The organism is Haloarcula salinisoli, from assembly GCF_019599405.1.
Lineage (GTDB): Archaea > Halobacteriota > Halobacteria > Halobacteriales > Haloarculaceae > Haloarcula > Haloarcula salinisoli.
Window position 1 is genome coordinate 223,423 of sequence record NZ_RKLQ01000002.1, and the last position, 21,761, is coordinate 245,183.

General features: G+C 66.0%; 20 protein-coding genes. 10 read left to right on the forward strand and 10 right to left on the reverse strand.

Annotation, left to right across the window (positions count from 1 at the left end):
- The first annotated feature begins 24 nt into the window (after positions 1-24).
- Positions 25-537 carry a 2'-5' RNA ligase family protein gene (locus tag EGD98_RS10245; protein WP_220588280.1) on the forward strand — a complete coding sequence of 171 codons (513 nt, stop codon included), beginning with the start codon at positions 25-27 and terminating at the stop codon, positions 535-537.
- A gap of 10 nt (positions 538-547) precedes the next feature.
- Here the strand turns inward: EGD98_RS10245 and EGD98_RS10250 are convergent, their stop codons facing one another.
- A complete protein-coding gene (locus EGD98_RS10250) occupies positions 548-904 on the reverse strand; it encodes a hypothetical protein (RefSeq protein WP_220588281.1) in 357 nt (118 codons plus the stop codon).
- A 173-nt stretch (positions 905-1,077) separates the two neighbouring features.
- On the opposite strand from EGD98_RS10250, the gene EGD98_RS10255 reads away from it, so the two are divergent.
- The 3 genes from EGD98_RS10255 (at position 1,078) to EGD98_RS10265 (ending at position 5,434) form a co-directional block, all read left to right on the forward strand.
- Positions 1,078-1,500, forward strand: coding sequence for a PPC domain-containing DNA-binding protein (locus tag EGD98_RS10255; RefSeq protein ID WP_220588282.1), 423 nt, complete (start codon positions 1,078-1,080; stop codon positions 1,498-1,500).
- Positions 1,501-5,127 carry a DNA polymerase II large subunit gene (locus tag EGD98_RS10260; protein ID WP_220588283.1) on the forward strand — a complete coding sequence of 1,209 codons (3,627 nt, stop codon included), beginning with the start codon at positions 1,501-1,503 and terminating at the stop codon, positions 5,125-5,127.
- Positions 5,128-5,224: 97 nt separating this feature from the next.
- The gene (locus tag EGD98_RS10265) at positions 5,225-5,434 is read left to right on the forward strand and encodes a hypothetical protein (protein ID WP_220588284.1); all 210 of its coding nucleotides are present in this window, start codon (positions 5,225-5,227) and stop codon (positions 5,432-5,434) included.
- A 15-nt stretch (positions 5,435-5,449) separates the two neighbouring features.
- Here the strand turns inward: EGD98_RS10265 and serA are convergent, their stop codons facing one another.
- Positions 5,450-7,036 carry a phosphoglycerate dehydrogenase gene (gene serA, locus EGD98_RS10270; RefSeq protein ID WP_220588285.1) on the reverse strand — a complete coding sequence of 529 codons (1,587 nt, stop codon included), beginning with the start codon at positions 7,034-7,036 and terminating at the stop codon, positions 5,450-5,452.
- A 91-nt stretch (positions 7,037-7,127) separates the two neighbouring features.
- Positions 7,128-7,295 (reverse strand): DUF7556 family protein, encoded by a 168-nt coding sequence (locus EGD98_RS10275; RefSeq protein WP_220588286.1) that lies wholly within the window; start codon positions 7,293-7,295, stop codon positions 7,128-7,130.
- Positions 7,296-7,727: 432 nt separating this feature from the next.
- On the opposite strand from EGD98_RS10275, the gene EGD98_RS10280 reads away from it, so the two are divergent.
- The 3 genes from EGD98_RS10280 to EGD98_RS10290 are packed head-to-tail and all read left to right on the forward strand — an operon-like array spanning position 7,728 to position 10,934.
- Positions 7,728-8,573, forward strand: a complete 846-nt coding sequence (locus EGD98_RS10280; protein ID WP_220588287.1) for a CBS domain-containing protein — start codon at positions 7,728-7,730, stop codon at positions 8,571-8,573.
- On the forward strand, positions 8,570-10,342 hold the full coding sequence (glyS, locus tag EGD98_RS10285; protein ID WP_220588288.1) for a glycine--tRNA ligase: 1,773 nt from the start codon (positions 8,570-8,572) through the stop codon (positions 10,340-10,342). Before EGD98_RS10280 ends, glyS begins: the two co-directional genes overlap by 4 nt.
- Position 10,343: 1 nt before the next feature.
- On the forward strand, positions 10,344-10,934 hold the full coding sequence (locus EGD98_RS10290; protein WP_220588289.1) for a dolichol kinase: 591 nt from the start codon (positions 10,344-10,346) through the stop codon (positions 10,932-10,934).
- Here EGD98_RS10290 and EGD98_RS10295 read toward each other — a convergent pair.
- Together EGD98_RS10295 and EGD98_RS10300 are read right to left on the reverse strand one after the other, a co-directional pair.
- Complete coding sequence (locus EGD98_RS10295) at positions 10,931-11,809, reverse strand: UbiA family prenyltransferase (protein WP_220588290.1); 879 nt, start codon at positions 11,807-11,809, stop codon at positions 10,931-10,933. The two genes, EGD98_RS10290 and EGD98_RS10295, sit on opposite strands and share 4 nt — an antisense overlap.
- Positions 11,810-11,836: 27 nt before the next feature.
- Positions 11,837-13,537 (reverse strand): histidine kinase N-terminal 7TM domain-containing protein, encoded by a 1,701-nt coding sequence (locus EGD98_RS10300; RefSeq protein WP_220588291.1) that lies wholly within the window; start codon positions 13,535-13,537, stop codon positions 11,837-11,839.
- Between the two features lie 136 nt (positions 13,538-13,673).
- On the opposite strand from EGD98_RS10300, the gene EGD98_RS10305 reads away from it, so the two are divergent.
- Together EGD98_RS10305 and EGD98_RS10310 are read left to right on the forward strand one after the other, a co-directional pair.
- Entirely contained in the window at positions 13,674-16,250 is a 2,577-nt protein-coding gene (locus tag EGD98_RS10305; RefSeq protein ID WP_220588292.1) for a DEAD/DEAH box helicase, read from the forward strand.
- Positions 16,251-16,338: 88 nt separating this feature from the next.
- Positions 16,339-16,881: a redoxin domain-containing protein gene (locus tag EGD98_RS10310; RefSeq protein ID WP_220588293.1), complete on the forward strand. Its 543-nt coding sequence runs from the start codon at positions 16,339-16,341 to the stop codon at positions 16,879-16,881.
- Here the strand turns inward: EGD98_RS10310 and EGD98_RS10315 are convergent.
- Positions 16,878-17,585: an Sjogren's syndrome/scleroderma autoantigen 1 family protein gene (locus EGD98_RS10315; RefSeq protein WP_220588294.1), complete on the reverse strand. Its 708-nt coding sequence runs from the start codon at positions 17,583-17,585 to the stop codon at positions 16,878-16,880. The two genes, EGD98_RS10310 and EGD98_RS10315, sit on opposite strands and share 4 nt — an antisense overlap.
- A 149-nt stretch (positions 17,586-17,734) precedes the next feature.
- Between EGD98_RS10315 and mdh the strand changes: the two genes are divergently transcribed.
- Positions 17,735-18,649 (forward strand): malate dehydrogenase, encoded by a 915-nt coding sequence (mdh, locus tag EGD98_RS10320; RefSeq protein WP_220588295.1) that lies wholly within the window; start codon positions 17,735-17,737, stop codon positions 18,647-18,649.
- Positions 18,650-18,773: 124 nt separating this feature from the next.
- Here mdh and EGD98_RS10325 read toward each other — a convergent pair whose 3' ends face one another.
- The 4 genes from EGD98_RS10325 to EGD98_RS10340 form a co-directional block, all read right to left on the reverse strand.
- Positions 18,774-19,409, reverse strand: a complete 636-nt coding sequence (locus tag EGD98_RS10325; RefSeq protein ID WP_220588296.1) for an OapC/ArvC family zinc-ribbon domain-containing protein — start codon at positions 19,407-19,409, stop codon at positions 18,774-18,776.
- The gene (locus EGD98_RS10330; protein ID WP_220588297.1) at positions 19,409-19,792 is read right to left on the reverse strand and encodes a DUF2073 domain-containing protein; all 384 of its coding nucleotides are present in this window, start codon (positions 19,790-19,792) and stop codon (positions 19,409-19,411) included. Before EGD98_RS10330 ends, EGD98_RS10325 begins: the two co-directional genes overlap by 1 nt.
- Before the next feature lie 4 nt (positions 19,793-19,796).
- A complete protein-coding gene (locus EGD98_RS10335; protein WP_135303491.1) occupies positions 19,797-20,438 on the reverse strand; it encodes an Era-like GTP-binding protein in 642 nt (213 codons plus the stop codon).
- A 209-nt stretch (positions 20,439-20,647) separates the two neighbouring features.
- Complete coding sequence (locus EGD98_RS10340; RefSeq protein WP_220588298.1) at positions 20,648-20,827, reverse strand: hypothetical protein; 180 nt, start codon at positions 20,825-20,827, stop codon at positions 20,648-20,650.
- Positions 20,828-21,761 lie beyond the last annotated feature (934 nt).

The window sequence follows — 21,761 nt, forward strand, 5'->3', positions numbered from 1 at the left end:
AGCTTCGCCGCGACTCGCTCCGGTGTGTACAGCCTGAACGTCTCGCTCCCGTCGTCTGTCACCCGGCTCGCGGGCCAGCTGGCCCGGGAGCTCCCCCGGGCGCGGGCCCGACCGCGCGGGGAGCATACCCTCGTCGTCAAGCGCCTCGGCGACGGCGACCACGCGGCCTACGCCCGGCTCGAGGCCCGCGCTCGCGACGCCGTCCGCGGGACCGCCCCCTTCGAGGTGCGTGTCACCGGCGTCGACTGCTTCGAGACGGCCGAAACCGGCCCCTCGCCAGTCGTCTACCTGGCCGTCGAGAGTCCGGCGCTACGGGCGCTCCACGGGCGGTTCTGTGACGAGTTCGACCCCGTCGAGGGGATGGAAGGCCTCGACGACTACGTCCCCCACGTGACGATTGCTCGGGGCGGCGACCCAGCGGCGGCCCGGCGGCTGGTCGAGCGGGATATCGACCCCGTCACGTGGACCGTCGAGGAACTGGTCTTCTTCGACGCCGAACGGGGCCAGCCGGTGAGTCGCGTCTCGCTGCCGGCCTAGAGCGGAGTCCTCACGCAGGCTGTGCCCGGGCCTCCCGCACGTCGGCGAACACCGCCGTCTCCACGCTGGGAAGCTCGCGCGCCACCGCGGCGGCCTTGTGCTCGTGTTCGCCGGTGACGTGCCAGTCTGTCACGCCCTCGGCAGCGGCCGTCCGAGCACCCCGGACCACTGCATCGTGCAGCGTGTCACTCAGCGGGTGCTCGACGTCGACAACGGTCAACACACGGTCGATGTCACCGGTGACAGCGGTCTCGATAGCGCTGTAGAGCCGCTCGCTTGCCCGGTCATCGAGCACCAGCCGCCGCCGGAGTTCGACGACGACGGTGTCCCCCTCTACCCGTACGTCCCATCGTTTCTGTTCCCCCATTGTTTCGTGTGTATGCTCACGAACACATAAAATTAGTTTATAATGATAGATGGTCAGGAGCGGGTAGCGGTCGATAGCTGTGCTCTCAGTTAGACGGCACCGGTGGCGGTCACGACGACAGGCCGGGCGACACGTAGCAACTCTTTTGCCGTCGCCCACCCTGCCACTCGTGTATGGATTATCGGTCCGTCGAGACAGCACAGGAGTTCGTCTGCCGACTGGACCACGGCGCAGACTGGCGCGCCGAAATCGAATCGCTGGCCGCCGACGAGGGGATAGACGCGGGCTTTTTCTACGGGCTGGGCGCGGTCGAGGACGCCGAACTGTGGTTCTACGACCAGGATAGACAGGAGTACGACTCGATGGTGTTTGCCGAGCCCCTGGAAGTCGCCGCCTGCGTGGGGAATATCTCGTGGCTGGAGGGAGACCGATTTGCGCATACGCACGCAGTGCTCTCCCGTCCCGACGGCGAGGCTATCGCGGGGCATCTCGACAGCGCGACCGTCTGGGCCGGGGAGCTGTACGTCAAGGCGTTCGAGACGGAGCTGGAGCGGGCACACGACGAACCGACCGACCTCGACCTCTGGGAGCTATAGATGCGGGAGGCCGACGAGCGCTACTTCGAACGGCTTGAAAGCGAGCTCGATACGGCCATGGATGTCGCCGAACGCGCCCGCGAGCGCGGTGGCGACCCCAAGCCCGAAGTGGAGATACCGACCGCCCGCGACATGGCCGACCGCGTCGAGAACATCCTCGGCATCGACGGCGTTGCCGAGCGCGTTCGCGAACTCGAAGGCGAGATGTCCCGCGAGGAGGCCGCCCTCGAACTCGTCGACGACTTCGTCGAGGGCACCGTCGGGGACTACGACACCCGCGAGGGGAAAGTCGAGGGCGCAGTCCGGACCGCGGTCGCCCTGCTGACGGAGGGCGTCGTCGCGGCCCCCATCGAGGGTATCGACCGCGTCGAACTGCTGGAGAACGACGACGGCACCGAGTTCATCAACGTCTACTACGCCGGGCCCATCCGCTCGGCGGGTGGGACCGCACAGGCTCTCTCTGTGCTCGTGGCCGACTACGCCCGTGCGCTGCTGGGCATCGAGCAGTACCAGGCCCGCGAGGAAGAAATCGGCCGCTACGCCGAGGAGATCGACCTCTACGACAAGGACACCGGCCTCCAGTACTCGCCCAAGGAGAAGGAGACGAAGTTCATCGCGGAGCACATGCCAATCATGCTGGACGGCGAGGCCACCGGTGACGAGGAGGTCTCGGGCTATCGGGACCTCGAACGGGTGGACTCGAACTCCGCCCGCGGCGGGATGTGTCTCGTCCTCGCCGAGGGTATCGCGCTGAAAGCCCCGAAGATTCAGCGCTACACGCGGAATCTGGACGAAGTCGACTGGCCGTGGCTCCAGGACCTCATCGACGGGACGATAGGAGAGGACGAGGGGAGCGAGGGCGAGGGGGCGGACTCCGACGACGCGAGCGGCGACGCCGCGAGCGAAGGCGAAGAGAGCGACGACGGCGAGGAACGTGCCGGTCCGCCCCGGGTCGAACCGGCCAAGAAGTACCTCCGGGACCTCATCGCCGGCCGCCCGGTGTTCTCCCATCCCTCGAAATCCGGCGGCTTCCGGCTGCGCTACGGCCGCGCACGGAACCACGGGTTCGCGACGGCGGGGGTTCACCCGGCGACGATGCATCTGGTCGACGACTTCCTCGCGACGGGCACGCAGATAAAGACCGAGCGGCCCGGCAAGGCCGCCGGCGTCGTCCCCGTCGACAGCATCGAGGGGCCCACAGTACGGCTCGCGAACGGCGACGTCCGCCGTATCGACGACGTCACGGAGGCCCGCGAGGTCGGCAACGGCGTCGAGAAGATTCTGGACCTGGGCGAGTACCTCGTCAACTACGGCGAGTTCGTCGAGAACAACCACCCGCTCGCCCCGGCCTCCTACACCGTCGAGTGGTGGGAGCAGGACTTCGAGGCCGCCGGTGCGGACGTCCAGGCGATGCGGGACGACCCCGGCACAGACCTGACAGACCCCAGCGCCGCCGAGGCGCTTTCCTGGGCCAGCGACTACGACGCACCGCTGCACCCGAAGTACACCTACCTCTGGCACGACGTGACCATCGAGCAGTTCGGGGCCCTGGCCGACGCCGTCGAGACGGCCGACATCACAGCGACTGACGGTGCGGTCATGGAGGACACGACGACGGCCGCCGACGGCGACCTCGTCCTCGAGAACACCGACCTCGTCCGGGAGGCACTCGAACGCCTGCTCGTCGAACACACCCAGGAGAGCGACCGGCTGGTCGTCTCGGACTGGCTCCCGCTGGTCCGGACGCTTGGCTTCTCGCGGTCCCTGGAACGGGACTGGACTCTCGAGGACATCTCCGAGCACGCCAAGACCTACGGCGAGCAGGAGGCGGCCGACGCCATCGGCTACGTCGACGACGAACTCGGCGACGAGGCGGGCCGGAACGCCATCGAGGCGGTCAACGAGATATCCCCCTTCGAGGTCCGCGAGCGTGCCCCCACGCGCATCGGCAATCGGATGGGACGCCCCGAAAAGTCCGAGAGTCGTGACCTCTCGCCGGCCGTCCACACGCTCTTTCCCATCGGCGAGGCCGGCGGCGCACAGCGGGACGTCGCCGCCGCGACCAAGCACTCGGACTCGATGACGGAGACGCCGGGCCGCGTCGAGGTCGAGGTGGCGAGACGGCGCTGTCCCGACTGTGGCACCGAGGGCCACGAGGCCCGCTGTCCGGACTGCGATTCGCTGGCCGAGACTATCTACGTCTGTCCGGACTGTGAGATGGAGGTCGAGCCCGACGAGTCCGGCCGCGCCGAGTGCGAGCGATGCGAGACGCTCGCCTCCCCGACCCAGTACACGGAACTCGATATACAGGAGATATACCGCGACGCACTCCAGAGCGCCGAAGAGCGCGAGACGGCCTTCGACACCCTGAAAGCCGTCAAGGGACTCACCAGCGAGGCCAAACTCCCCGAGCCCATGGAGAAGGGCATCCTCCGGGCGAAACACGACGTCTCGGCGTTCAAGGACGGGACGGTGCGCTACGACATGACCGACCTGCCCGTCACGGCGCTCAGACCGGCGGAACTCGACGTCGACCCCGACCGGCTGCGCGCGCTGGGCTACGAGACCGACATCCACGGCGACCCGCTGACGCATCCGGACCAGCTGTTCGAACTCAAGGTCCAGGACATCGTGCTCTCGAACGGCGCGGCCGAACACATGCTCCAGACCGCCGACTTCGTCGACGACCTGCTGGCGCAGTACTACGGGCTCGACCGGTACTACGAGTTCGACGACCGCGACGACCTGGTCGGCGAGCTCGTCTTCGGGATGGCCCCACACACCAGTGCGGCGACAGTTGGGCGAGTTGTCGGATTTACGAGTGCTGCAGTTGGATATGCGCATCCGTACTTTCACGCCGCGAAACGCCGGAATTGCGACGGTGATGAAGATTGTGTGATGCTTCTAATGGACGGATTGTTGAATTTCAGTAAATCATACCTTCCTGACAAACGCGGCGGTCGGATGGACGCCCCCCTCGTCATGTCCTCTCGCATCGACCCCTCCGAAATCGACGACGAGGCCCACAACATGGACATCATGGAGCGGTACCCCCGCGAGTTCTACGAGGCGACGCGGGAACTCACCGCCCCCGAGGAAGTCGAGGACATCATGACCATCGCCGAGGAGAACCTCGGGACCGACCGCGAGTACACCGAGTTCCGGCACACCCACGACACCACGGATATCGCCGCGGGGCCGGACCTCTCGGCGTACAAGACGCTGGGGTCGATGGAGGAGAAGATGGACGCCCAGTTGCACCTCTCGCGGAAACTGCGCGCGGTCGTCGAGAGCGACGTGGCCGAACGCATCATCGAGTACCACTTCCTGCCCGACCTCATCGGCAACCTGCGGGCCTTCTCCCGTCAGGAGGTCCGCTGTCTGGACTGCGGCGAGAAGTACCGGCGGATGCCCCTGACCGGGGACTGCCGGGAGTGTGGCGGCCGGGTGAACCTCACGGTGCACCAGGGCTCGGTCAACAAGTACATCGACACCGCGATACGGGTCGCCGACGAGTTCGGGGCCCGGGACTACACCAAACAGCGGCTCCAGATTCTGGAGACGAAAATCGAGTCGGTGTTCCAGAACGACCACAACAAGCAGTCCGGCATCGCCGACTTCATGTAGCTCGGGCCTGCCAATACAGGCCGCTGACGACCGCAAGACGGGCGTCTGCCGGCCGTCCGATGGGTGCTTTTGTCACTCGAATCTAATCAGTCATGGTATGACAACCCACCCTGAGAGAGTGGCATCACCCCAGTCACCGACCGTCCCCGACTCGCGCGAGGAGCGGCCGATTTCGACCACCGTCCAGGCGCTCCGGGTGGCCGTCCTGGAGTGTCAGGTCGCTGCGCTGGAACAGCAACTCGAAGCCGAACGGGAGCGCCGGCAGGCCGTCGTCGACCGCTACGAGCGGCTGCTGGCCGAGCGGTGAGTAGAAGTTCTGAGCCTACCCGTCGCCGAGCGCGACGTAGGTCGTCTCGATGATGCGGCTGTCGTCGTTCAGGCGGTCGATGAGCGAGCGGTCGGGCTTCTCGTCTAAGTTGTAGATAGAGAGCGCTTCCCCGCCGATGGTCTCGCGGCCGTTGAACATCCCGGCGATGTTGATGTTCGCCTCACCGAGCGCGGTGCCGATGAAGCCGATGGTGCCCGGCTCGTCCTTGTTCCGGACGACGAGCATGTGGCCGTGGGGGACGGCCTCGATGCGGTGGCCGTCGATGCGGACGATGCGGGACTCCTCGCCGCCGAACTGCGTGCCACAGACGGAGACGTCGCTCTCCCCGTCGGAGACGGTGACGGTGATGAGGCTCTGGTAGTCCTCGGCGGAGGAGGTCTTGGACTCGGTCACGTCGATGCCCCGTTCCTCGGCGATCTGGGGGGCGTTGACGGCGTTGACCTGGATGTCCGAGGGCGCGAAGACGCCCTCCAGGGCGCTGGCGGTGACGTACTCGACGTCCTCGTCGGCGATGTCGCCGGCGTAGGTCACCTCGACCGAACTCATGTGGCCGTCGAACAGCTGGACGGCGATGCGACCCGCCGTGCTGGCGAGTTCGAGGTACGGCTCGACGGCCTCGAAGGTGGCACGGTCGAGCGACGGAGCGTTCAGGGCGTTGGCGACGGGCTGGCCGTTGGCCGCGGCGATAATCTGGTCGGCCGTGGAGGTCGCGACGTTCTCCTGTGCGGCCTCGGTCGAGGCCCCGAGGTGGGGCGTGACGATGATGTCGTCGACGCCGAGCAGCGGGGAGTCCTCGGCCAGGGGTTCCTCGCCGAAAACGTCCAGCGCAGCGCCGTTGAGGATGCCGTCCTCGACGGCCTCGGCGAGCGCGGGCTCGTCGATGATGCCGCCGCGGGCGCAGTTGACGACGTAGCCGCCCTCCAGCAGCGCGAGTTCTTCTTCGCCGATCATGTTCTCGGTCTCGGGGGTCAGGGGCGTGTGGATGGTGACGAAGTCCGACGCCTCGAGACAGTCCTCGAGGTCGTCGACGAGTTCGGCGCCGAACTGCTTTGCCCGCTCCTCGCTGATGTAGGGGTCAAAGGTGACGATGTCCATCCCCAGATTGCCCAGGCGCTTGGCGACCTGCTGGCCGACGCGGCCAAAGCCGACGACGCCGAGCGTCTTGTTGTTGACCTCGGTGCCGAGGAACTCGCCTTTGGCCCACTCCCCGCCCTTGAGGCGGTCGTGGGCCTGCGGGATAGAACGAGCGGTGGCGAAAGCCATCGCGACGCTGTGTTCGGCGGCGGCGCGGACGTTCCCGTCCGGGGCGTTCGCGACGATGACGCCGTGTTCGGTGGCGGCGTCGATGTCGATGTTGTCGACGCCGATACCGGCGCGACCGACGATGATGAGGTCGGGGGCGGCCCCGAACACTTCGTCGGTGACCTCGGTTCCCGAGCGGACGATGAGCGCGTTGGCGTCCGAGACTGCGTCGAGCAGCGCGTCGCCCTCGACGTCGTAGGCTGTGACAACCTCGTGGCCCGCCTCGCGTAACCGGTCGAGTCCGGCGTCTGCGATGGGGTCTGTAACGAGTACCTTCATACCGGACCGAACTTACTGGGACGGCATAACGCTTGTTTTCTGCGCGCGGTGTTGCCACTGGTGGCGGTGGAACGGAGAGAAAACGGGCGTGCTATCGCCACTCGGGGAGCGAGGCGGCGTCTACGAGCGGGAGTGTCATATAGGCGTCGTCGGTCGAAACGTCCGCGATGATGAACGTGTCAGTCGGCCCTTCCTCGACGGAAGCCATGACCTCCGATTCGGCAGCAACCTTCGCTGGGGCAACCGTATCCGGCTCCATGCATGAGAATATGTAACACCCGTATATAAAAACTGCGGAATCCGTGGATAACGTGGTGTTAGTATCACAATCCTGAGCTATATCCGGTGAAAATCAATGGCTGAAACGAATACCTGATTCGGCCGAAATAGCCGTTTTCTGGGGCCTATACTAGCGAATCACGTTCTTATCGGTGGTATCTAGCCCCCCTCCAGCGTTTCACTCTTTCGAGTTGACAGGTCGGTCTGGCGTCAAGAACAGCGGGGCGAGGCCAGACAGCGATGGGTTTCGTCTGGACGTGACGCCCCACCAGCCAGCGTTGGAAGGTCCGACCAGCCAGCGTTGGAAGGTCCGACCAGCCAGCACCGGGCGTGTCACCGCGCGGGCGAGTTCGGCGACGGCACGGCCCCGATGTTAACTACTTAGTAGGTGCGGGGCGGAGCTTTGGCCAGTATGAACGTCGCAGACGCTATGACGCCGCGCTCGGAGGTCGTCACGGTGGAAATTCCGGGCACCCGTGACGACGTGCTGGAGTATCTCCAGGAGCGGAAGTTCTCCTCGGTCCCCGTCATCAAGGAGACCGACGACGGCGAACAGTTCCGCGGGCTCATCTCCCGAGACGCACTCATCGACCAGCCCGACGAGGACCAGCTCGCCTTGCTGGTCGAGGAGGTCCCGACCATCACCGCCGACGCCACCATCGAGGCGGCGGCCGAACTGATGCTCTCCGAGGGAGAACGCCGCGTCCCGGTCGTCGACGGGCGACTGGAAGGAATCATCACGATAACGGATATCGTCCACGCCATCGCCAACGGCGACACCGACGGCGACAGCGAGGTCGGCGGCCTGGCCCGAAGCGACATCAACTGCCTCTATGCCGGGTCGCCCCTGACCGTCGCCGAGCGGGAACTGTCCTACGCCGAAGTGCCCTACGGCGTCGTACTCGACGACGAAGGCGAGATGACCGGGATGCTCACCGTCGTCGACATCATCGACGTCGCCCGCGTCGTGGAGGGCGAGGACGACACCGGCGACTCCATCGCCAACCAGGACGACGACTGGGCCTGGGAGGGTATCAAGGCCGTGGGCGGTCGCTACATGCCCACGCGCAACGTCGAAATCCCCGCCGAGTCCGTCAGCGAGTTCATGACGAGTGACGTCGTCACCGTCAACAAGCGCCGCACCGCCACGGAGGCCGCCCAGCTGATGATAGAGCACGACATCGAGCAGATACCGCTCGTCTCGGGCGACGAGCTCACGGGTATCGTGCGGGACGTCGACCTGCTGGAGGGGCTATGAACGAGGGCGAACGCCTGACCGAGCTGGCCAAGCGACGAGGGTTCTACTTTCCCGCCGCGGGCGCCTACGGCGGCGCCGCCGGCTTCTGGACCTACGGCCCGCAGGGCGCCGCGCTGAAAGACAATATCGAGGACGCCTGGCGGGACCGCTTCGTCGTCCAGGCCGGCCACCAGGAGATATCCGCGCCGGACGTGATGCCCGAGCCCGTCTTCGAGGCGTCGGGCCATCTCGACGGCTTCGACGACATGATACTCGAATGCGGCGAGTGTGGCGCCACCCACCGGGCCGACCACATCGTCGAGGACAACACCGACATCGAGGAGGCCGAGTCCCTGCCCAACGAGGAGGTCATGGATATCATCGCCGAGCACGACATCCCGTGTCCCTCCTGTCAGGCCTCCCTGGCCGGCGAGCCGGTCGATAACTTCAACCTGATGTTCGAGACGAACATCGGTCCGGGCACCTCCTCGCCGGGCTACCTGCGCCCCGAGACCGCCCAGGGCATCTTCGTCGAGTTCCCCCAGCTCGCCGAGTACGCCCGCAACCAGCTCCCCTTTGGCGTCGCACAGATAGGCAAGGCCTACCGCAACGAGATATCGCCGCGCAAGTCGCTCGTGCGCGTACGCGAGTTCACGCAGGCCGAACTCGAACACTTCGTCGACCCCGAGGAGGACGAACCGCCGCTTGAGACGGTCGAGGACGTGACCCTGCCGCTGTACTCCGGCGAGAGTCAGCAGGCCGACGACGGCGGCGTCGAGCACCTGACGGTGCGTGAGGCCGTCGATTCGGGCGTCATCACCAGCGACTGGGTGGCCTACTACCTGGGCATCGCCCGTGGCTGGTACGAGCGCATCGGCATCGACATGGACCGCTTTCGCTTCCGGCAGCACCTCCCGGGCGAACTGGCCCACTACGCGTCGGACTGCTGGGACGCCGAGGCCGAAATCGACGGCGACTGGATAGAGATCACCGGCTTCGCCTATCGGGGCGACTACGACCTGCAGAAACACGCCGACCACTCGGGCCAGGACTACACCGTGTTCAAGCAGTACGACGAGCCCATCACGGTCGAACGGCCCACCGTCGACCCCGAGATGAGCTACCTCGGGCCGGAGTTCGGCGGCGACGCACAGGCGGTCGCCGACGCGCTGGAGGGACTCGCGGCCGACGACCCAGATGCCTTCGACGATGAGGAAGTCACCGTCGAACTCGACGGCGAGACGGTCACGGTTCCAGTCGAGCAGACCGGCTTCAGCGTCGAGGAGATAACAGAGAACGGCGAGCATATCACGCCCCACGTCGTCGAGCCCTCCTTCGGCGTCGGTCGGCTCATCTACACCGTGCTGGCCCACGCCTATACGGAGGACGAGGTCGATGGCGAGGCCCGGACCTATCTCGAACTGCCCCCCGAGCAGGCCCCGACGACGGTCGGCGTCTTCCCGCTGATGGACCGGGACGGCATGGGCGAGTACGCCCGGGAACTGGCCGAGGCGCTCCGACAGGCGGGCCACTCGGTCACCTACGACGACTCGGGCGCCATCGGCCGGCGGTATCGTCGCCAGGACGAAATCGGGACGCCGTACTGCGTGACGGTGGACTACGAATCGATAGGTGAACCGGAGGGTGACGCCGACCCCGACGACCTGCAGGCCGACACCGTCACACTCAGGGAACGGGACTCCACGGCACAGAAGCGAGTCCCCATCGACGGCCTGGCCGAGACCGTCCAGAAACTGGTCGACGGCGACGTGGCGTTCGACGACCTGTAAGATGACCGACGAGGTCGCCAGACGGCTCGTCCACGCGACGGGCGCAGCGGTGCCGCTGGGCTACCTGCTCGGTGGCGACCTCGTGAGCTGGCGGGTCGTGCAGCTGTTTCTTTCGGTCGCCCTGGTCGTCGTCGTCGCCCTCGAGTTCCTGCGGCTGTCGGTCGGGCTCGACTGGGCCATCTACGAACGGCTCACCCGCGAGTACGAACAGGACAACCCGGCGGGCTATGCCCTCTACATCGTCGGGATGGCCGTGGTCGCCTGGGCTGTCGCCGTCGGGCTCCCCGTCGCGGTCGCCGTCCCGGCGATGCTAATGTTAGCCATCGGGGACCCCATCAGCGGGCTCCTCGGGTCGACGGAGGCCAGCAGCGTCAAACAACTGTGGGTGTTGCTCGTGATGTTCGGGGTCTGTACGCTACTGGCGGCGCCGTTCGTCTCGACGGCGGCGGCGGTGCTGGGCGGGGTCGCGGCCACCTTCGCCGACGGCGTCAAGCCCACTATCGCCGGCTACGTCGTCGACGACAACCTCTCGATTCCGGTATTCGGGGCCGTCGCGATGTGGGTCGGCCTCGTGGCCGTCCCCACGCTCTAGATCAGCGCCAGTGCGACCAGCCCGAGCAGGAGATACTCGGCGTCCTTGGCCAGACAGAACGCGTCCATCCGGCCGGTCTCGCCGAGGAACCACGTCAGACCCAGCGAGTAGCCCAGCACGGGCAAGGCTCCGAGCGCGGCCAGTGCCACCGTCGGAACGGTCATGAGGGTGACGAGCAACGCCAGCGAGCAGCCCTCGAACAGCGCCAGGAGTTGCCGGGTTCGGGGAACGCCCAGCACCACCGGGATAGTGTCGACGCCGGTGGCGGCGTCGCCAGTGACGTCACGGACGTTGAAGACCTCGACCGAGATGAACGAGCGCAGGTAGAAGAACAGACAGACCGCTATCGCGACCGGGCCGACTGACAGGCCCCCAAACGCCAGGGGGACGCCGGTGACGGTCAAGGCCCACGCGAGGGCGACGAGCACGGTGTTGGCGCCGAAGACGTCCTTGAGCCGTCGGCCCCCGAGCGTGACGGGGAGGCTGTACAACAGCGAGGCCCCGAGCGGGACACAGGCGACAGCCAGCGTGATCGGGCCACCGCCCCACCACGCGATGGCGGCGCCGAGCGCGAACGTCCCGACGGCGAGGCCAGCGACGACGGCCGGGTGGTCGGCGACGAACGACGAGTGGTCGGGGGTGTTGATGGCGTCCTCTTCGAGGTCCGCGAGGTCGTTGGCGGTGTAGACGGCGAACGATATCAGGCCGACGATGACCGCGGGCATCGGCGACGCCACACCCAGCAGCGCCATCGCGAAGGCGGTCTTGGCCGCCGCGACGGCGCCCTGGACCACCCGGAACTGCTGAGCCCATCGAACGAGTGCTCGAAGTTGTTCCCAGTCTCGGCCAGTTTGGTACTCACTATGTGCTTGCATCGTGTCACGGTACGCATCGGGAGACCGTCAGTATCGCCCCGAAGCGTTGGGGTCAGTCTCGAAGGGGGAGGAGGCGCGGTCGAGGGCGAATCGGACCTCGCTCCCGCCCGCGGCCGAGGGTTCGAATGTCAGCTCGTGGCCCGCCTGCTCGACGAAGCAGTAGACCAGCCAGAGCCCCACGCCGGCACTGTGCTGGAGCGGCGTCTCCCCGTCTTCCAGGATGCGACGTTCGGTCTCCGGGATGCCGGGACCGTCGTCGGCGACGGCGACGTGGACCAGCGGGCCGTCCTCGGTGACGGTGACGGTGACCGAGGGCGCGGAATCGGGGTTGTGCTGGATAGCGTTCTCGACAAGATTGTCGAGCGCCGCCTGAAACCCCGTGGGACACCGGGCGAACACGCCGTCTGGGCAGTCGGCCGTCACCGCTGCGTCGGGGTAGCGGTCTGCGTACCGGGTCCCGACGGCCTCGACGGTTCGGGTGACATCGGTCGGGCGGGCGGGTCGGCCGCCGGTGACGATTTCCTGAATCGTCCGGAGCTTCCCGCTCGTCTCGATGATGTCGGTCGCACTGGCGTCGATGGCGTCGAGATGGGTGCGCTCGGTCTCATCGGCGGCGTCACCCAGCAGCTCGACGTGGCCCATGATGATGTTGATGCGGTTGGCCATGTTGTGTCGGAGGACGCGAGAGACCAGCTGGAGGTGTCGTTCCCGGCGCTGTTGCTCGGTGACGTCGGAGAGGACGACCGTCCAGCCCAGGTGATGGGGGCCGTCGGTTATCGGCGAGAGCTGCACGGAGAGGTACGTAGCCTCCTCGCCGTCCGCGACCGCGATTCTCGTCGGCGTGGTCGTATCGAAGAGGTCGGTCGTGTCGTCGACGACCGTGTCGATCTGGTCGCCGCGGTGGGTCGATAGGGCAGGGAGCAGTGACGCGGCCGTCGGGTTGTAATCCCGGACCCGGCGCTTCGAGTCGAGGATTATCATCCCCTCGCTGCTCTGTTCGACCGCCGTGTCACGGGCCACGGGGATGATGTCGAACAGGTCCAGTTGCATCGAGACGGTGGTCGCGAGGCCGAAGATAGCCAGTCCGACGGGGGTGTAGTCCAGTCCCGGTATCGGGGCCCGGTCGAACACCGAGACCAGGTTGACCAGCAGCGGCAGCGAGGCCCCGAACGTGACCAGCATCATCGGCGTCGTGTTGTAGCGGCTCCGGAGATGGAGGTTCACCAGCGCGTACACGCCCGCCGCGAAGTGACAGTAGGCCAGCCCCACGTAGAGGAAATACAGCGGCCCGACCCCCTCGTGGACGTAGTGGGGGAAGACGGCCGTCGAGAGTGCGATTCGGTCCCAGAACAGCCCGTGAATCGGGTTCGTCAACAGCCCGACGGCAAGCGCCAGCATCGAGACGACGATGTAGGCGGTGAAGGGCCGCTGGCGGTGCCAGTGCCGGCCGGTGTACTGGGAGGCAAACACCAGGAAGAGAAAGGCGAAGGCGACGCCCATCGGCAGTTCGAGCGTGACCAGAAACCGCTCGACGACGGGAGGCATGGTCAGCTTCGCGACGGCGCTGAACGACCACACCGCCATCAGCACCAGCAGGGAGATAAACGAGCGGATGCCGCGGTTGGGAAGCTGCGAAGCGCGGAGATACAGCGCCAGCCCGGCGAGGGCGAGCCCAGAAAGTGAAAAGAACGCGACGAGGGCTATCTCGACGGGAGTGAGCCCAACCATGGTGTGTCATTGACTGTATGTGGACAAAACTCTTTGCAGCAGATGAATGGTTGCCGTCTGTGTGTTTCGGGCGGACCGTTTCAGTTTCACCCTGGTACCTGAACCCTTAACCCCAGCGGGAGCCAACGCCACGCCAATGGCGACCACCGCCGACGGGGAGTTCCTCGAGCACCCGCTCGTCACCGACGGCTTCCTGGAGAACCGCCGGTATCAGGTCGAACTCGCCGACACTGCGAGCGGGGACCACGCGCTGGTCTGTCTCCCGACGGGGCTGGGCAAGACGACCGTTTCCCTGCTGGTGACGGCCCGACGGCTGCACGAGGTGGGCGGGAAATCGCTCCTGCTCGCGCCGACCAAACCGCTGGTACAACAGCACGCCGAGTTCTACCGCGAGGCCCTGACGATTCCCGACGACGAAATCGTCGTCTTCACCGGCGAGGTTCGCCCCGACGACCGCGCCGCCCTGTTCGAGGACGCGACCGTGGTCATCGCGACCCCGCAGGTCGTCGAGAACGACCTCGTGGGCAACCGCATCGACCTGGCCCGGGTAACGCACTGCACCTTCGACGAGTGCCACCGCGCGACCGGCGACTACGCCTACAACTATATCGCGGACCGCTACCACGCCGACGCCGCCGACCCGCTCGTCACCGCGATGAGCGCCTCGCCGGGCGACGACGAGGAGGCCATCCTGCAGGTGTGTGAGAACCTCGGGCTCTCGGAGGTCGCCGTCATGACCGAGGACGACGCCGACGTCGCCGAGTACACCCACGACACGGACGTCGACTGGAAGCGCATCGACCTCCCGGAGGTCGTCGTCGAGATTCGTGACGCCATCAACGAGGTCGTCGCGGACCGGCTGGAGCAACTCAAGGAACTGGGCGTGACGAACAAGTCCTCGCCGGACCTCTCGGAACGAGACATCCAGGGAATGCAGGCCGAGCTCCGCAAGCTGATGAACAACGACCAGAGCGAGGGGTACCAGGGGATGAGTCTGCTCGCCGAGATACGCAAACTGCGGACCGCCGTCACCTACGTCGAGACCCAGAGCGTCGAGTCCCTGCGGCGGTACTTCGAGCGGCTGAAGGAGGCCGCCCGCTCGTCAGGGGCATCGAAAGCCGACCAGCGCCTCGTCAGCGAGCCCAAGATTCGGGAAGCGATACGGAAAGCCGAGAGCTACGACGACCTCCACCCCAAGTTCCGCCAGACCAGAATGCTGCTGGCCGAGACGCTCGGCATCGAGAACGGGGAGCGGGTCATCGTCTTCACCGAGTCCCGGGATACGGCCGAGACGCTGGTCGATTTCCTCTCGAACCACTTCACGACCCAGAAGTTCGTCGGGCAGTCAGACACCGACGGCAGCGAGGGGATGACCCAGACCGAACAGCAGGAGACCCTGGAACGGTTCCGCAGCGGCGAGTTCGAGGTGCTGGTTTCGACGTCGGTCGCCGAGGAAGGGCTGGACGTACCGGAGGTCGACCTCGTGCTCTTCTACGAGCCGGTGCCGACCGCGATTCGGGCCATCCAGCGCAAGGGCCGGACCGGCCGCCAGGCCGAGGGGCGGGTCGTCGTCCTGCTGGCGACCGACACCCGCGACGAGGCGTACTTCTGGAAGGCGCGCAACGACCAGAAGCGGATGCAGAACGAACTGAACGAGCTCAAGAGTGTGGCCGGCGAGCTCTCGGCCGAACTGGACCAGACCGGGCTGGACGACTACGAAGACAGTGGGGCCAAACAGCAGGCCGCCTCCGAAACCGACGGCGGGACGAGCGCTGGCGCGGGCGAGGCAGCCGCCAACGGTGGTACCGGCGAGGCCGACCGGGGGGAGGCCTCGGAAAACGCGAGCGGCGAAGCCGAGAGCCAGGCCAACGCCGACGGTGGCCAGGCCGGGCTGGACGCCTTCGCCGGACAGGACATGGCGACTGTAGACGACCAGCGGGAAGCCACAGACGACACGAGCGGCGCGACCGAGGCGGGCGAGGACGCCGATAGCGACGGCAAGGACGACGAAAGCGACGACAGTGACGACGGCGTGGTCGCGAAACCCGAAAGCGACGCGGAGTCGGTCGAAATCGTCGCGGACCAGCGCGAACTGGACTCGACTATCGCGCGGGACCTCTCGACGCGGGAGGGCATCGAGACGCGCCTGGAGACGCTGGCCGTCGGCGATTACGTCCTCTCGGACCGCGTCGTCGTCGAGCGAAAGACCGTCTCGGACTTTCTGGATACGCTGACCGGCGGTGACCGGTCGATGTTCGAGCAGGTCGGCGACGCCACCCGAAACTACGCGCGGCCGGTGGTCGTCATCGAGGGTGGCGACCTCTACGGCGAGCGGAACGTCCACGCGAAATCCATCAACGGCGCGCTGGCCTCGCTGGCCGTGGACTTCGGTGCGAGCGTGCTCCGGACCGACGACGAGGGTGAGACCGCCGACCTGCTGGAGACCATCGCGACCCGCGAACAGGACGACGGCGACCGCGAGGTCAGCGTCCACGGGGAGAAACAGTCCAAGACGGTCGCCGAGCAACAGGAGTACGTCGTCGCCTCGGTCGCGGAGGTCGGGCCGGTGACCGCCCGCAGCCTGCTTGAACACTTTGGCAGCGTCGAGGCGGTGATGACCGCCACCCACGACGACCTGCTCGCGGTCGACGGTATCGGCGAGGTCACGGCCGAGCGCATCCGCTCGGTCGTCGGAAGCGCGTACGAACCCTGATATATTAGACAGAACGGCCGCCCTGTCCGCCGACTGATAGGAACTTTCATTTGACAGTGCGACCCAGACGCACGAGAGGGGTCAGACCGTGAACGAACGCGAGAGTCATCAGTTCGATTTCGAACTCCCGAACGTGGGTCGCGGGGGGGAGACGGTACAGTGCTGCGAACTGCTCGCCGACAGTAACTCCCTGCTCGTGGTGTTGCTGGGCAGTCACTACTGTTCACGGTCCCGAGAGCTCGTCCGGGTCCTGTCCGAGCGCCACGACGCGTTCCGCAGGCGGGACACGGCGGTCGTCCCCGTCTTGCCCGACATCCGCGAGCGGGCCAGGCTGTGGGACCAGCAGTACGACCTGCCGTTCCCGATGCTGGTGGACCCGGCAACCGACGGGGCCAGCGAGCAAGCGACGGAGCGTGACGATACCTTCGAGACGTTCGGGTCGCTCCAGCAGTCGGTGGGTTCGCTCCCGGCCGTTGCGCTCTGTCGCGCCGGGGATGACGGGCTCCGCGTCGTCGCGACTGCGACCGAAGCGGAGCTGGACGTGCCGGTCGTCGAGTCGCTCCTGGGGTTCCTCGACCGTCACCGAGCCGCGGACGCGACATCGACCGGCAATACGCCGGTCGACAGCTAGAAACGGACGGCGTCGAGCGCCTCGGCAGCCTCGCGGGCCGCTTTGAGATGTTCGCGAGCGGTGCGTGGGTCGTCGGTGTCGGCGGCCCGCTGGGCGAACCGATGGACCGTCTCCGCAAGCAGCCCCTCGGCCGCCGAAAGCTCCGTCGTCACCGCGCCGCGGTCGGTGCGCTGGCCAGTGGTTGGGCCCTCGGGGGCGGGGGCCGTCGGTTCGCTGCCGTCCCCCGCCTCTGTTGTCCGTGAGGCCCCTGGCGTCCGGTCCGGGTCGGCCGAAGGAATCTCCCGGGTAGTGTCGCCCATCGACCCCGCGGCGGGCGGCTGTCCAGCGGCGTCTGTCGACGCGTCGGCCGTCTCCGGAGCGCCGTTCGAGCCCCGCTCGTTCGCGGACTGCTCGTCGGCGCCGTCCCCGAACTGGACCGTGGCCTCGTCACTGGGGTCGGCCACCTCGATGTGGTCGGTCTGGTCGTCCGCTCCGTCGTCGCTCGCACCCTGGTCGCGAGCGACCGGTTTCTGACAGGTGGGGCAGAACTCCTGGCCGTCGTAGCGGAAGATAGGGTCGCCACAGTCCGTACAGTGGGCGTTGGTCATCGTCGCACCCTTCAACAGCAGCTCGCTCATCTGCTCGGTCGCCTTGCGCTTTTCCTCCTCTTCCCCGTACTTCTCGCGGAGTTTCTCGCGCTCGGCTTCCTTGTCGAAGTCGCTCATGTACGTGGACAGACGGGCGAGCGGATTAGGGCTTGCGGGCCGGCGACGCGCTGGCGCCCCGTGGGGAACTGCCGGGACGGAGTACCCGACCCGGGACCGCAGAGAGAGGAGAAGTGTTTACCTTCGCTCGGCCACCAGTACAACACGGCATGACAAAGGTAAGCATTGTCGGTGCGGCCGGAACCGTCGGTGCCGCTGCGGGCTACAGCATCGCCGTTCGGGACATCGCTGACGAACTCGTCTTCGTGGACATTCCCGACAAGGAGGCAGACACCATCGGGCAGGCCGCGGACACGAACCACGGTATCGCCTACGACTCGAACACCCGGGTTCGACAGGGCGACTACGCCGACACCGCCGGCTCCGACGTGGTGGTCATAACGGCCGGCATCCCGCGCCAGCCCGGCCAGACCCGCATCGACCTCGCGGGCGATAACGCCCCCATCATGGAGGACATCCAGTCGTCGCTGGACGAGCACAACGACGACTACGTCTCGCTGACGACCTCCAACCCCGTCGACCTGCTCAACCGGCACCTCTACGAGGCCGGTGACCGCCCTCGGGAGCAGGTCATCGGCTTTGGCGGCCGCCTGGACTCGGCGCGGTTCCGGTACGTGCTGGCCGACCGCTTCGACGCGCCGACGACCAACGTCGAGGCCACGATTCTGGGCGAACACGGCGACGCGCAAGTGCCGGTGTTCTCGAAGGTCCGCGTCGACGGCCGCGACCCGGACTTTTCGGCCGACGAGCGCGAGGAGATTCTGGGCGACCTGCAGGAATCCGCGATGGACGTCATCGAGCGCAAGGGTGCGACCGAGTGGGGGCCGGCACGGGGCGTCGCCCACATGGTCGAGGCCATCCTCCGAGACACGGGGGCGGTGTTCCCGGCGTCGGTGAAGCTACAGGGCGAGTTCAGCCACGAGGACACCGCTTTCGGCGTCCCCGTCAGGCTCGGGTCGAACGGCGTCGAGGAGGTAATCGAGTGGGAACTGGACGACTACGAGCAGGAGCTGATGGCCGAGGCCGCCGAGAAGTTAGAAGAGCAGTACGACAAGATCGCCTGAGGCTGTCGGTCCGCACCGCCGGAATCCGTCGGTCAGCAAAGCGGCCCCCTTTTCGAGTCGAGCCGAACGCCATAGCGATGATTCGACCCGTTCAGGACAGTGGGTAGCCAGCGGCGAAAACAGCCTATTCCTGAATCGGCTCGGGCACCTGGATGGAGTAGCGGCCGTCTTCCTCCAGTGCGACGATGTACTCCTCGCGGTCGTACAGTTCCATCAGGTTCAGCTCGTACTGGCCCGGCGCGACGACCTTGACCGACTCGAACTGGTTGTTCAGCTCCTCGCGCAGTTCCTTGAGGTCCGGCCGGTCGCGTGTCTCCTCGGACGGGGGTTCGACCGAGGCGGCGTCGTCGGCATCCACCGGCTCGAACTGGTGGTCGCCCTCGGGCGTGTGGTCCGGGAGCTCGTCCGGCGAGACGACCTCGCCGCGGGCGCTGGCCTGCGCGGCGTCTTCGGTGTCTGTCGGCCCGGCAGCGATCTGGCTGTCCGCGGTCTCGGGCTGGTCGGCTCCCACCGAGGGCTCGTCGTTGCCCCCGACGATGTCCCGAACCGTTGCCGCCGTCTTCCCGACCGTCTTCGCGACGGTGCTGTTTCCGCCCGGCGGTTCGGGCGGCTCCGGTGGTTCCGCGTCCGTCGGCGGCGCACTGTCGGCCCCTTCCGGGCGGAACTGGAACTTGTTGCCGCCACAGTTCGGGCAGCCCGACAGCATCTCCTGGGAGCCATCCTCGAACCCGCGGCCGCAGTCCGTACACTGGTGTGGCATTATTTCCGTGAGACCAGCGCGCTGATGAGGTTCTTGTCCTTGTGGAGCGTCTCTATCTGGTTGGCCGGGCCGATGACCGTGAGCTTCTTCGTCGACTCCTTGCCCATGATGCGGTCGAGCAGACTCGCGTCCGCGGCCTCGGACTTGGGGTAGGTCTCTATCTCGATGCCGTTGAACTCGTCGGGGCTTATCTCGGTCATGGTGACCTCGATGAGCCGGGACTCCTCGTCAGGCGAGAGGCCCTCTTCGAGGATGACGATGTTGCCATCGCGCACGCCGTCGAGGATGAGCCGAATCTTCTCCATGGACGTGAGCCCGTCCATGCGCTCCCCGCTGATGAGGTCGATCTGGACGCCGTCGCTTGGGTCTTTCACTTCTGCCATTGTATCACCCGAAGTACTCCGCTATCTTGTCGTAGACCTCGTCCATGTTGTCCCCTTCCAGGGCCGACAGCGGGATGGTCTCGTGCTGTGGGTAGGCGTTGCGGATGCGCTGGACCGACGAGTCCTCCAGGTCTATCTTGTTCGCGAGAATCAGGACCGGGAGGTCCTGGCTCTCGATGATACCGATGAGCATCGTGTTGACCTGGGTAAAGGGGTCCGTCGAGGAGTCGAGCACGTAGATGACGCCGTCGACGTCCTCGCGGAGCCAGTGCATCGCCTCGGCGACGCCCTCGGTGGCCTCGCGGGAGCGACGCACCGCGTCGTCTTTCTCCATGTCGTGTTCGAGGAACTCGGTGTAGTCGACTTTCGTCGTCACGCCGGGCGTGTCGACGATGTCGATGGTCACCTTCTTGCCGTCGCGCTCGATTTCGACGTTCTCCTTCCGGCGGGCTCGACGGGTCTCGTGAGGCACGTGACTCTCCGGGCCGACGGCGTCGCCGGTCCAGTCGCGTGCGATGCGGTTCGCGAGGGTCGTCTTGCCCGCGTTGGGCGGTCCGTAGATGCCGATACGCTTGGGGTCTTCTTCCGAGAACAGCGTCGATGCCGCCCTCGAAATGCTGTCTTTGAGATTTGTGAGCAGTCCCATCCTATCCTCCCGCCGCCCGGACGTGCCGGTATGGCGGCTTCTACCACCAAGAGATGCGGGAATTCACTTAAGGCTACGTCAGACAAACAAAAATGATTTGACACGATTGTGGTCGAAAGTCGACGACGTCGCTAAGTCGGGCGTTCCAGGCGAAATCGAGGGTGAAATGGTACGTAACACGTAGCTACCGAGCGCTCTGAACGGACGAATTACGACGCGAACGCGTCGTCGAGAACGGTCTGATACAGCGCCACGAGGACGACGGCTCCCGCGAGGACGGCGCTCTCGGCGACCCCGTAGTCGAACGGGTACACTGTCAGCGCGAGCATCCCTGCGGCCCCAACCGTTCCTACGATACCGGTAAAGAGTGCCTTCGTCCGGGTCGCCATATTGGAGAGTAGGTGAATCGAGGTGTAAACTTGACGATGGTTCGGTCCGGATAGGCAGGAGAAGATTCTAGAGTCAGCTGGAGACGGGTCAGGGGTGACCCATTTGGACTGAATCCGAAAGGGAACCGTACCGAGCAGGCGAGCGAGTCAACAAAAACAGGGGTCGGACGGGAACCCGGGTTGGACAGGAAACAGTCCCCCCACGGGCACGAGCGAAATCACGAATCCGGTCTAGGAACCGACAAGAGCACTGCACTGTCGAGAGTTGATGGGAGCGGGGGGATGCCCCCCACCCCTTCGTTTCGGGTGGAACGGGGAACAGGCCCGGGAGGGGACCTGGCGCGACGGGTGTTCGAGGGGGTGACGAGCCGGGACGAGCGCGAGCCGAACTAGGGATTCTATCACGGAGACTCGCTCTAGGAACAGTCTAGAACCGTACTAGCTAGCTGAAGCTTGTTTTCTTTCTAGTGCGGATTTGGTTGTGTGGTATGTGATATAAATCTTTCCTAGACTAGAGCACAACCCCCGTTCTCGCTGACCCCCCACCCACCCTTCTTGGGCGTTCCACCCGAAACAAAGGGGTGGGGGGGTCTAGTGGATATCGTGGTATAGTGTCACACCCACCCACCACGAATGCCGTTCTCGCACCCCTCCTGTCACCGACAATACGGTCCGCAGTTCCGAACTGACTGGGCCGACCCGCCCCAAGTTCCCGTGCAACACGATTTTCCCCTCAGTTCGAACCGAAACACACCGGTTCCAGCACTGATCCAACGGTGGGTTCCGGCGGCCAAAAGGTCTGTAAACAGGCCATTGTGCCGGTGGTGACCCCTACTTCCGGTCCAGTGTCGGGGTCCGTCGGACCGAAATATTTAATATCTAATCAGCCACGGGTTCATGTGGTTCAACTGGACGCACCCGCCCGTGTGGAAAC